The following is an 11355-nucleotide window of genomic DNA, read 5'->3' as shown; positions in this document are numbered from 1 at the left end:
CCCCCCCATAAATTTTTGGTAAATCTGCAAATTTTGGAAAGCGTTTAACTAAATCTTTTAAAGTATTGATATGATCAATAGCTGCCATAATGCCATAGTTTTGATAATCACCATTGGGTGGGGCAATAGTGGAAGTAAAATTTAACTTAAAATTATAATCGAGTTTATTTTGCATTTTTAAATTTTCTACATGTTTCACTAAAGAATTCGCTAAAAAAAGTGCATTATCATTATTTATTTCATTACAAGAAAATTGAAACTGATTTAATAAATTTTTAATATTTTCAATATCTTCATCTTGAAAAAATTTATATGCACTGTATTTCTCAACATTTGATCTTCTATGACAAAAACAATGATAAAAAACATGCACCGCTACAACATCAAATTTTTTAGCAATATATTCTCTATCAAAGTCTAAAAAAGAAATATTTGCATTAGCTCCAAAACCACCCACTATAAAAACTATAGCTTTGATATCTTTTTCATTATCATAACTGATACGGTATTCAAGCTTGCTAGTTCTTTTAATACCTAGTTCTACATCATCACAAGAATCGATTTCAAAGGTTTGATTTATGAGCATATAAAGGCCTTTTTTATTAATTTATCGATATTATATTACAAAAAACTAAAAAGGTAAATCATGACAACCCATATCTACGATTTTTTAGAAAAAAGTTTAATCAAATTTAGCAAAAAAACAGCTTTTGTAGAACCCTTTGCCAAGGAAAAAAAAGAAATCACTTATAAAAACTTTGATCTTTTTTCTAAAAAACTAGCCAGTGAAATTTTAAGAACTTTAGGAAATGATAATCCTATACAAGCTCCTGTTTTAATCATCTTGCCTAAAGGGATTGATTGTTTAATTTCATTTTTTGGAGTGGCATTAAGTGGAAATTTTTATACCCTTTTAGATGAAAAAAGTCCTAAAGAAAGAATAGAAAAAGTTATAGAGGTTTTAAAGCCTAAACTTTTTATCACTTCAAAGGACTTAAATTTTAACTTAGATTTGCCTACGCTTTATACACAAGATTTTGAAAGTTTTAATATAGATGAGAGTGCAATAAAAAATGCAAAAGAAAAACACATAGATACTAATTTACTCTATGTTCTTTTTACAAGTGGGAGCACAGGTATTCCTAAAGGAGTAAGCATAGCTCATAAGAGTGTGATTGATTATACTTTTTGGGTATGTGAGACTTTTAAATTTGATGAGAATGAAATTTTAGCCAATCAAGCGCCATTTTATTTTGACAATAGTGTTTTAGATATTTTTTCAAGTGTAAAATCAGGAGCGACTTTACACCTTTTATCCAATCATCTTTTTGCCTTTCCAAATAAAATTTTAGAATGCCTTGAAAAAGAAAAAGTAAGCACTATATTTTGGGTACCTTCGGTGCTGATTTATTTTGCAAATACTGAAGCTTTGAATAATTTTAGTTTAAACGCCTTAAAAAAGATACTTTTTTGTGGTGAAATCATGCCTAATAAACAGCTAAATATTTGGCGTAAACACTTACCCAATGCTTTATTTGCCAACCTTTATGGCCCAACAGAAATCACTGATGTGTGTTCTTTTTATATCATCAATCGTACTTTTAAAGATGAAGAACTTTTACCCATGGGCAAAGCATGTAAGAACACAGAACTTTTAGTTTTTGATGAAAATATGAATTTCATAAGTCCTAAACAAATAGACATTAAAGGGGAGCTTTACGTGCGTGGAACTTCTTTGTCTTTAGGGTATTATAATGACAAAGAAAAAACCAAACAAGCTTTTATACAAAATCCTTTACATGATAATTATTTAGATTTACTCTATAAAACAGGTGATATTGTTTCTTATAATAAATTTGGCGAACTTTTATGCTATGGAAGAGCGGATAATCAAATCAAATATATGGGGCATAGGATAGAACTTGGAGAGATAGAAAGTGTGATCAATTCTCATGCAAGTGTAAAAAATAGCGCTTGTATTTTTAAAGAAGATATTATTTGTTTTTATGAAAGTGAAAAAGAGATTAATTTTAAAGCTTTTTTAAAAGATAAATTACCTTCTTATATGATCCCAAAAAATTTTATTAAAATCGAAAAATTTAAGCTTAATCAAAATGGTAAAATCGATAGGAAAGCCTTAAAAGAACTTGTTTAAATAAATATTTTATAATTTCAAAAACTAAAGGAGAGAAAAAATGCAAGAAATCAAACAATTTTTTATCAATATAGAAAGAACAGATATCAATGAGAGTATGGAAAATCTAGTAAGTGAAGATTTTATCGATAGTATCGATATCATGGCTTTGGTTGCTGAAATAGAAAAATTTTACAAAAAACCCTTAAAAGCAGAATTTATCACACCTGAAAATTTTGAAAGCTTTGAAAATATCAAAAAAATGCTTGAAACTGCAATGAAAGACTAATCTTTCCTTGCAAGTTCAAGCTGTTCTTTTAAAGAACTGATGATTTCATTTTTAGAAACAATAATTTGTGCTATAAAATCCGCCACATCATCCCAATCTTTAGTGAGTGTATTTGTTAAAGTATAATTTTGCTCATACTCTTTCCAATTTATAGGAGTAAAAAGAGAATTTTTATGTGGAAAATACTTTTTTCTCACCCACTCAAGTGAAGGAGCAAAATAGTCCACATAAGCCTTAGCAATATCTTTTTGCACTGCAAATTTTAATCTTTTTTCTTTACTGCCTTCAAATTTTCTTCTTGCCATAAAAAGCAAAGAATTAAGATTATCCTGCTTTAAATCTTTTTGGTTTAATCTTGACATAAGCTCCATTCCTAAAAGATTAAAACTTTCATTTTTGGTTTGTTTTAAAACAAAACTCTCATCCCATTCAAGTCCTAAATGATAAACAAAATCCTTAAGTAAAGTCCCTCCTATATAATCCTCTCTTAGAAGTCTTACTATCAAATTTTCTTCTCCAAATACTTTAGCATGAGTTTTACAAATCCATTCATAGTCAAAAATATATTTTCTAGGATGATCTTGTGGGGCAAAATCAGCAGAATAATACCCCATATTGTTTTTATGATCTTGAGAACAATGTGAGTTTAAATAACCCAAAGTATCCCTAAAATATACAATAATATAAATTTGAGTAAAACCTAACTCTCTCATAATCTTTTCTAAAATTTCTACATGTTTTTTGGTAGAAAAATCCCAAACTATACCCTCAGCTGAAAAAATAAATTTTTTATCTTTATGTAAAGCACTTTCACTTTTAAAATTTTCTATAGTTCTAAGAAGTCTTTCATTTGTGATATGACTTAAAACACTTTTCTCTTTTAAAATATTTTCCTTTTGAACCAACTCTAAAACCATATCCACCAAAGCCCAGTGTCTATTTGCCACTCTAAGACTTTTTGGGTAAATATAACCTTTTTGCAAAAGCTTTTCTTCATTTTGCATCAAAAAACCTTGTTTTTCTTGATTTCCTGTATTGGTAGTTCCTATATGTAAATATGCTGTCATTTTATATATCCTTTGTCTTTATTTTAGTTTATTATCTCTAATTCAATTTTATCTCCCACATCTTTAAAAGTAAACACTTTGTTTCCACAAGGATAAGAGATGGAATTTTCTTGCATAAAAGATTTTCTTCCTTGCAATTTTTCAAGCATTAAAGGAAGTTCTTTTCTAAATAAAGCTCTATCAGTCATTCTAAGCCCATGTTCTAAACTTTTTATAAATCTACCATCTACATCACTTTCATCTTTTATCAAATGTAAAGTGGCATCATATCCTAACTCTTGATAACACTTATAAAGCTCTATTTTGTTTTGCACTGGCGCACCTATATCTTGCAAACTATGATAACTCGAAAAAACGATATCACTATCAATATTTGCTTGAATTTTAAGATGATTTGAATTTAAAATTGCTCTGATTAAATAATTTTCATCCCCAAAATAATAAAAAGAATTTATATTCCTAGTCCAATATTTATACACAAAGCAATAAAGCCTATGACCACTTTCTTCGAAATAAAATTCACATTGATTCATTTCTCTTCCTAAAATGCACGCCAAAAATGGCAAGCAAACACCCGAATTATCAATCACGCCATCCACATACCAAGGAGCTATTTTTGCTATGAGTAAAGATAGGTATCCTCCGTATGACCCCCCCCCATAAATTTTTGGTAAATCTGCAAATTTTGGAAAGCGTTTAACTAAATCTTTTAAAGCATTGATATGATCAATAGCTGCCATAATGCCATAGTTTTGATAGTCTCCATTAGGTGGGACAAAATCGCAAAAAAGTTCTATTTTTTGGCTTTCATCAACTAAGCCTGCTTGTTTAATCTCTCCAGCTCTTTGTTCTATAAAAGGAATAATTTGTTCAAAATTATCTTCATTAGCCAACAAATGCCCTAAATTAATATTTTTTAAAATACCGTTGATACGCTCTAAATCATCTTGATTAGGAATAAGCTTTGGATTGTACTTTTGATCGATACTTTGTCTTGCACAAAAACAATGATAAAAAACATGCACCGCTACAACATCAAAATTTTTAGCAATATACTCTCTATCAAAATCTAAAAAAGAAATATTTGCATTGGCTCCAAAACCACCCACTATAAAAACTATAGCTTTGATATCTTTTTTATCATCATAACTTATACGGTATTCAAGTTTACTGGTTCTTTTTATATTTAATTCTACATCATCACAAGAATCAATTTCAAAGGTTTGGTTTATAAGCATTATTCCCACCCTATTTGTATCATTTTATTGTATTTTAAAGACAATTATACTTAAATTTCAGTAAAATAAAACACAAAAAACAAGGCTTAACTATGAAAAATCTTTGCATCATCCCTGCTCGTGGTGGATCAAAAAGAATTCCTAGAAAAAATATCATTGATTTTCTAGGTAAGCCTTTAATCGCTTATAGCATAGAAAATGCTTTAAATTCGGGTATTTTTGATGAAATAGTGCTTTCAAGCGATGATGAAGAGATCATAGAAGTAGCCTTAAAATACGGTGCAAAAGCTCCATTTGTGCGTGATAAAAATTTAAGCGATGATTATGCTTCAAGCACTGCTGTAGTACAAAATGCCATAGAAATTTTACAAAGCCAAAATCAAATTTATGATCATGTCTGTTGTCTTTATGCTACTGCTCCATTAATTAGCAGTGAAATTTTAAAAAAAGCTTTTGAGAAATTTTTAGAAAATGAAAGCAAGTTTTTATTTGCCGCCACTGAGTTTGAGTATCCTATACAAAGGGCTTTTTATCTAAATGAAAACAATCAAGTTTATATGTTTGATGAAAAACATTATAAAAGTCGCTCACAAGACTTAACAAAAGCTTATCATGATGCAGGGGCTTTTTATTTTGGTACAAGTAAAGCTTGGCTTGAAGAAGATTTTATGTTTAAACCTCATTCTAGTGTATTTGTATTGCCAAGAAATTTAGTTTGCGATATAGACACCATGCAAGATTTAGAATTTGCAAAAATACTTTATAAGGCAAATCATGAAAGTTCTTATTAGAAGTGATAGCTCCATTTATATAGGTTTTGGTCATATTAAAAGAGATCTCATCTTAGCTAAACAATATAATGATGTAAGTTTTGCTTGTTTGCCTTTAGAAGGCTCTTTGATCGATGAAATTCCTTATCCTGTTTATGAGCTTAGTAGCGAAAGTATCTACGAGCTTATTAATCTCATCAAAGAAGAAAAATTTGAACTTCTTATCATTGATCACTATAGCATCAGCGTAGATGATGAAAAACTGATCAAGCTTGAAACAGGGGTGAAAATCTTAAGCTTTGATGATGAAATAAAGCCTCATCATTGTGATATTTTACTCAATGTCAATGCTTACTCAAAAGCAAGTGATTATGAAGGTTTAGTACCTTTTAAATGTGAAGTAAGATGTGGTTTTTCTTATGCCCTAATCAGAGAAGAATTTTATCAAGAAGCCAAAGAAAATAGAGAAAAAAAATATGATTTTTTCATTTGCATGGGCGGAACAGATATCAAAAATCTCTCCTTGCAAATCGCTAGCGAATTACCCAAAACAAAAGCTATCAGCATCGCAACCAGCTCTTCTAATCCCAATCTTAAAAAATTGCAAAAATTTGCAAAATTACATAACAATATTAGATTATTTATCGATCATGAAAATCTTGCAAAATTGATGAATGAAAGCAATAAACTCATCATCAGTGCAAGTTCTTTAGTTAACGAAGCCCTACTTTTAAAGGCAAATTTTAAAGCCATTTGTGTTGTTAAAAACCAAGAAAAACTAGCCAATTGGCTAGCTCAAAAAGGTTATGAAGTGGAGTATAGGCATTGATAAAACTTAAAAATTTCACAGAACTTAATTCTCAAGAAATAAAGCTGATTTTTAAATGGCGTAATCACCCAGACATCAGTCAATTTATGAAAACAAAACATATCGATTTTGAAGAGCATTTAAGATTTTTAAAAAATTTACATCAAGATTCTAGCAAAAAATATTTTTTAGTTTTTCAAGATGAACAGATTATCGGTGTGATTGATTTTGTCAATATCACAACTAAATCTTGTGAATTTGGACTTTATGCAAAACCTAATTTAAAAGGCGTAGGACAAATTTTAATGAATGAAATCAAAAAATACGCCTTTGAAATTTTAAAGATAAAAACCCTAAAAGCTTGTGTTTTTAAAGATAATGAAAAGGCTTTAAAACTTTATAAGAATAATAATTTTATCATCACAAAAGAAGATGGAGATTTTTTTTATATTGTATTAGATAATCCTAACTGCAAAACCTTGCTTAGCTAATTCTTCTTTTATATCTTTAGGGGTGTACTTAGAAAAATGAAAAATATAAGCCCCAGCTAAAGCATCAGCACCCAAATTTAAAGCTTTAACTCCATCACTTGGATTGCTAAGTCCTCCATTGATAACAAGAGGAATTTTAAGTTTATTTTGAAAGATCTTTAAAAGCTCTAAATCATAACCCTTTGCTTTTCCCTCAAAATCCACAGAAGTTAAAAGAAGCTCTCCAGCACCTTTTTTTTCATATTCTAAAGCAAGTTCTAAAGGATTTTTTTCAAGTAAATTTCCCCTATCATAAACACAAAGTTGATCTCCTTTTCTTTTAACATCTATAGAACAAACTATACATTGAGAACCAAAACGATTTGCCACTTTACTTATAAAATCTTTATCTTCTAAGGCTTTAGAATTGATAGAAATTTTATCCGCACCTAAATTTAAAATCTTTTGTATATCTTCAAGAGTTTTTATCCCACCACCTATAGTTAAGGGCATAAAACATTCTTTAGCAAGATCCTCTATGCTTTCAAAGTCTATCTCACCACTTTTTGAAGCATCTATATCTAAGATAATAAGTTCATCAACATTGCGTGCATTATAAATTCTCATTGTTGAAGTTAAATGCCCTATAGTGCGAAAATCTTTAAATTCTATACTTTTAACAAGTTGAGAATTTTTTAATAACACACAAGGGATAATTCTAGTTTTTAACATTTAAAGCCTTATAAAATTTTCTAAAAGTTTTAAGCCTAAATTTTGACTTTTTTCAGGATGAAACTGCGTCGCAAAAATATGATCTTTTTGCAAAGATGCGACAAATTTATGCCCATATTGTGCTTTAGCACTCACAAACTCATCTTTACATTTCACATAAAAAGAATGCACAAAATAAAAATCACTCTTATCTTCTATACCTTGATATAAAGGCTCTTGTTTTAAAATTTCAAGCTCATTCCAACCCATGTGTGGGATTTTTAAATTTAAATCCTCTTCAAATTTGACTACTTCACCTTCTATAAAACCAAGTCCTTCGCAAACTCCACCTTCATAGCCCCTTTCTAAAAAAAGCTGCATTCCCAAACAAATGCCTAAAATAGGTTTTTTTTGTACTAAAACTTGCTCTTTTAAAGCTTCTATAAAACCAAGTTCTTTTAAATTTTTCATGGCTTCTTTAAAAGATCCCACTCCAGGTAAAAGCAATTTATCTGCTTTTTGCAAATCTTTTGGATTCTTAGCTATGAAATTTGTAGCTCCTATTTTTTCAAAAGCCTTAGCAACAGAGTTTAAATTTCCCGCCTTGTAATCAATGAGCGCTATCATTTTAAAACACACTCGTCTTTTCTTACCAAAGAACCATCATAATCTCTTAAAAATTTGCCATTTTCATCACGTTTAAAGATTTTTTTATTGGTAAAAGAATCTACTATTTTTTGAAATTCTTCCTCACTAAAACCACTGAATTCAAGGTATTTTTTAATAGCCTTTTTAGGGGGCTTGCCATCGTATTTTTGCACCAAACGCACCCCTTCTTCACGGCTGATATAGCCTAAACGAATGTCCAAACAAGCATTATCTGTTGCTCTACCAAAGCCGTATTTGCAGTATTTTAAATAATCATGAACATGATTAGAAAAACAATCTAAATTTTCAAAATTTTCATAAGTAGTCTCAACAGGATGATCTAGAGTTAAAAAACCATATTTTTTAGAAATTTCAAGAATTTTTTTATAATCCCATTTAAAATAATACCCTAAAAATAGTCCCGTAACCCCTACTCTTTGAAGTTCTTCATCACTTGGATAAGTATATAAAAACAAATCTTTTTCAGTAATACCATTTACCCCAAGCATATCAGAAGCACGGTTTCCTAAAAGTCCGCCAAATTCTTCAAGCCACTCTCTGCCTAAAATATTCTTATTTTTACTACTCGCAGGACCGCCATACTCTATCTGCGGACTTTCTCCCCAGATGATCAAAGGCACTCCAAAATTTACCGCTATGCGTGGAACAGAAGTAAAAATTCCCAAATGGTTTTGCCACTCATTATCCCCTGTTCTTATAAAAGCTTCACGGGCAAGTTTTTGATAAACTTTTGGATCACGCTTGATATGGATCAAATCCACGCCAAGATGATTTAAATTTTCTAAATTTTTACGCCCTATTTTCGTAGGCACACTAGGCTCAAAACACACACACAAAGGATTAAGTCCAAGTTCAAGCATTTTAACCACTTGAAAAGTAGAATCTTTTCCACCGCTTACTCCGATAACGCAATCATAAACAGGATGTTTTTTGTATTTTTTTACAAGCTCAAAAAATTCTTTTTCTCTTTCTTGCCAATTAATATTTTGATTTTTAGCTTCTTGAGAACGACAAGCATCACAAACTCCCTCTGCATCAAAATGTAAATCAGGTTTAGTATCTGGCATCACACATTTTTTACAAAATTTCATAAATTTCCTTTAATTAGCCTTAAATATATATCGTTATAATTAAATTTTATTTTATAATTTTATATATTTATATTATATAAAAATTAAAAAATGAATAAATTCTATGATTTAAATCCCTATGGCATTTTTTGAATAAAACCAAGCAAAATCATAACAAAGTCGTAATATTTATATAATATAAATATATAAATTGAAGAAATATATAATATAATTATATATCATTTTTAGTAGGAAATTTACCAAAGAAAGAAAAGTATGCAAATAGGAAATTTTAACACCGATAAAAAAGTTTTTATCATCGCAGAACTTAGTGCAAATCACGCAGGAAGTCTTGAAATGGCACTTAAAAGCATAAAAGCAGCCAAAAAAGCAGGTGCTGATGCGATAAAAATCCAAACTTACACTCCAGATAGCCTCACGCTAAATAGCGACAAAGAAGATTTTATCATCAAAGGAGGGCTTTGGGATAAAAGAAAACTTTATGAGCTTTATGAAAGTGCAAAAACTCCTTATGAATGGCATTCTCAAATCTTTGAAACCGCACAAAATGAAGGCATACTTTGTTTTTCAAGTCCTTTTGCCAAAGAAGATTTAGAATTTCTAAAACGCTTTGATCCTATAGCCTATAAAATCGCTTCTTTTGAAGCCAATGATGAAAATTTCGTGCGTTTAATCGCCAAAGAAAAAAAACCTACCATCGTTTCAACGGGCATTGCTACAGAAGGAGAGCTTTTTAGGATATGTGAAATTTTTAAAGAAGAAAAAAATCCTGATTTGATCTTTTTAAAATGCACTTCAGCTTATCCTGCCACCATAGAAGATATGAATTTAAAAGCTATGGTGAGTTTAAAAGAAAAATTTAATGTTGAAGTAGGATTAAGCGATCATAGCTTTGGTTTTTTAGCCCCTGTTATGGCAGTAGCACTTGGAGCTAGAGTGATAGAAAAGCATTTTATGTTAGATAAAAGCATAGAAAGTGAAGACAGTAAATTTAGTCTTGATTTTAATGAATTTAAAGCTATGGTAGATGCGGTTAGACAGGCCGAAAGTGCTTTAGGTGATGGTAAGTTAGATCTAGATGAAAAGGCGCTTAAAAACCGTGTTTTTGCAAGAAGCTTGTATGCAAGCAAAGATATTAAAAAAGGTGAAATTTTCAATGAAGAAAATGTTAAATCCGTGCGTCCTTCTTTTGGACTACATCCTAAATTTTATCAAGAACTTTTAGGAAAAAAGGCTAGTAAAGATATAGAATTTGGCGATGCTTTAAAAGAAAGTGATTTTAGATGAATAAAAATCTTTTTTTAAAAAATACTCAAGTCTTATTTGAAGTTGATCAAATTTTAGCGTATAAATTACGTGCTTTAAAAAAAAACGATTTTAAAATACAGCAAAATGAAAATGGAATCAATTTTATAAAAGATGATACCGCACTTTATAAAAATCCTAATCAAGAGCTTTTAGAAAATTTAACTCTTTTTAAAAGCGAGTATGAAAAATATCCTGTATTATTTTTCTATGGTTTTGGAAATGGTATGTTTTATAAAGCTTTATGTGAGAATAAAAACCATAAACACATCATCGTTTTTGAAGATGAGTTAGAAATTTTAGCCCTAGCTTTACATCTTTTTGATTTTAGCAAAGAATTAAAAAATGAAAAATTAATACTTTTTCATACTCCAAATATCACTACTGCACAACTTACAACACTTTTTATGTATGAATACATACAAAAAAGTGTGAAAATTTTTAATCTTTTTATACATAGTGATTTTTATCTTAAATTCTATACTCATCAAATACAAGAACTTAACAAAAAACTTATTGAAAATATTCGCTTTATTGTTTTAGCTAAAGGAAATGATCCTTATGATTCTATTATCGGTATCAAACACATGCTTAACAATCTTCCTAAACTTTTAAACCATGGAATTTTTCAAAATTTTTTAAAAGAAAGAAAACAAAAAGTTAAAAACGCCATTATTGTTTCAACAGGACCTAGCTTAACCAAACAATTGCCTTTACTAAAAAAGTATGCAAATAAAGCCACTATTTTTTGTGCTGATAGTGCTTATCCTATTTTAGCAAAACACAATATTAAGCCCGATTAT

General features: G+C 29.5%; 12 protein-coding genes and 1 pseudogene. 7 read left to right on the top strand and 6 right to left on the bottom strand.

Going from position 1 to position 11355, the window contains the following annotated elements:
* A pseudogene (locus tag AJ887_RS09195) lies at positions 1 to 586 on the bottom strand (DUF2920 family protein); the annotation flags it as partial.
* A 60-nt stretch (positions 587 to 646) separates the two neighbouring features.
* On the opposite strand from AJ887_RS09195, the gene AJ887_RS09190 reads away from it, so the two are divergent.
* Both AJ887_RS09190 and AJ887_RS09185 read left to right on the top strand, forming a co-directional pair.
* Entirely contained in the window at positions 647 to 2155 is a 1509-nt protein-coding gene (locus tag AJ887_RS09190) for an AMP-binding protein (protein ID WP_070285122.1), read from the top strand.
* Between the two features lie 40 nt (positions 2156 to 2195).
* A complete protein-coding gene (locus AJ887_RS09185; protein ID WP_002777686.1) occupies positions 2196 to 2423 on the top strand; it encodes an acyl carrier protein in 228 nt (75 codons plus the stop codon).
* On the opposite strand, the gene AJ887_RS09180 is transcribed toward AJ887_RS09185, so the two are convergent.
* Positions 2420 to 3490, bottom strand: coding sequence for an acyl carrier protein (locus AJ887_RS09180; RefSeq protein WP_070285120.1), 1071 nt, complete (start codon positions 3488 to 3490; stop codon positions 2420 to 2422). The two genes, AJ887_RS09185 and AJ887_RS09180, sit on opposite strands and share 4 nt — an antisense overlap.
* Before the next feature lie 23 nt (positions 3491 to 3513).
* Positions 3514 to 4728, bottom strand: a complete 1215-nt coding sequence (locus AJ887_RS09175; RefSeq protein WP_070285118.1) for a DUF2920 family protein — start codon at positions 4726 to 4728, stop codon at positions 3514 to 3516.
* 92 nt (positions 4729 to 4820) lie between these two features.
* Between AJ887_RS09175 and pseF the strand changes: the two genes are divergently transcribed.
* The 3 genes from pseF to pseH are packed head-to-tail and all read left to right on the top strand — an operon-like array spanning position 4821 to position 6797.
* Complete coding sequence (gene pseF / locus AJ887_RS09170) at positions 4821 to 5519, top strand: pseudaminic acid cytidylyltransferase (RefSeq protein ID WP_070285116.1); 699 nt, start codon at positions 4821 to 4823, stop codon at positions 5517 to 5519.
* Positions 5503 to 6327 (top strand): UDP-2,4-diacetamido-2,4,6-trideoxy-beta-L-altropyranose hydrolase, encoded by an 825-nt coding sequence (gene pseG / locus AJ887_RS09165; RefSeq protein WP_070285114.1) that lies wholly within the window; start codon positions 5503 to 5505, stop codon positions 6325 to 6327. Before pseF ends, pseG begins: the two co-directional genes overlap by 17 nt.
* Entirely contained in the window at positions 6324 to 6797 is a 474-nt protein-coding gene (pseH, locus tag AJ887_RS09160; protein WP_070285112.1) for a UDP-4-amino-4,6-dideoxy-N-acetyl-beta-L-altrosamine N-acetyltransferase, read from the top strand. Before pseG ends, pseH begins: the two co-directional genes overlap by 4 nt.
* Here the strand turns inward: pseH and AJ887_RS09155 are convergent.
* The 3 genes from AJ887_RS09155 to pseA are packed head-to-tail and all read right to left on the bottom strand — an operon-like array spanning position 6762 to position 9247.
* Complete coding sequence (locus tag AJ887_RS09155) at positions 6762 to 7508, bottom strand: HisA/HisF-related TIM barrel protein (RefSeq protein ID WP_070242846.1); 747 nt, start codon at positions 7506 to 7508, stop codon at positions 6762 to 6764. The two genes, pseH and AJ887_RS09155, sit on opposite strands and share 36 nt — an antisense overlap.
* Positions 7509 to 8114, bottom strand: a complete 606-nt coding sequence (hisH, locus tag AJ887_RS09150; protein ID WP_072224063.1) for an imidazole glycerol phosphate synthase subunit HisH — start codon at positions 8112 to 8114, stop codon at positions 7509 to 7511. It abuts the gene before it with no gap.
* Positions 8111 to 9247, bottom strand: coding sequence for a pseudaminic acid biosynthesis protein PseA (gene pseA, locus AJ887_RS09145; RefSeq protein WP_070285110.1), 1137 nt, complete (start codon positions 9245 to 9247; stop codon positions 8111 to 8113). Before pseA ends, hisH begins: the two co-directional genes overlap by 4 nt.
* A gap of 255 nt (positions 9248 to 9502) precedes the next feature.
* Between pseA and pseI the strand changes: the two genes are divergently transcribed.
* A complete protein-coding gene (gene pseI / locus AJ887_RS09140) occupies positions 9503 to 10534 on the top strand; it encodes a pseudaminic acid synthase (protein ID WP_070285108.1) in 1032 nt (343 codons plus the stop codon).
* A partial coding sequence (locus AJ887_RS10530) for a 6-hydroxymethylpterin diphosphokinase MptE-like protein (protein ID WP_261659888.1) occupies positions 10531 to 11355 on the top strand: 825 nt, incomplete at its 3' end. The genes pseI and AJ887_RS10530, both read left to right, overlap by 4 nt.

Source organism: Campylobacter sp. BCW_6466 (genome assembly GCF_001762835.1).
Classification (GTDB): Bacteria; Campylobacterota; Campylobacteria; order Campylobacterales; family Campylobacteraceae; genus Campylobacter_D; species Campylobacter_D jejuni.
This window is presented reverse-complemented; position numbering and strand designations above follow the sequence as displayed.

Coding starts and splice junctions, on each gene's coding strand:
- AJ887_RS09190 (WP_070285122.1), top strand. CDS start 647: ATGACAACCCATATCTACGATTTTTTAGAAAAAAGTTTAATCAAATTT.
- AJ887_RS09185 (WP_002777686.1), top strand. CDS start 2,196: ATGCAAGAAATCAAACAATTTTTTATCAATATAGAAAGAACAGATATC.
- AJ887_RS09180 (WP_070285120.1), bottom strand. CDS start 3,490: ATGACAGCATATTTACATATAGGAACTACCAATACAGGAAATCAAGAA.
- AJ887_RS09175 (WP_070285118.1), bottom strand. CDS start 4,728: ATGCTTATAAACCAAACCTTTGAAATTGATTCTTGTGATGATGTAGAA.
- pseF (WP_070285116.1), top strand. CDS start 4,821: ATGAAAAATCTTTGCATCATCCCTGCTCGTGGTGGATCAAAAAGAATT.
- pseG (WP_070285114.1), top strand. CDS start 5,503: ATGAAAGTTCTTATTAGAAGTGATAGCTCCATTTATATAGGTTTTGGT.
- AJ887_RS09155 (WP_070242846.1), bottom strand. CDS start 7,508: ATGTTAAAAACTAGAATTATCCCTTGTGTGTTATTAAAAAATTCTCAA.
- hisH (WP_072224063.1), bottom strand. CDS start 8,114: ATGATAGCGCTCATTGATTACAAGGCGGGAAATTTAAACTCTGTTGCT.
- pseA (WP_070285110.1), bottom strand. CDS start 9,247: ATGAAATTTTGTAAAAAATGTGTGATGCCAGATACTAAACCTGATTTA.
- pseI (WP_070285108.1), top strand. CDS start 9,503: ATGCAAATAGGAAATTTTAACACCGATAAAAAAGTTTTTATCATCGCA.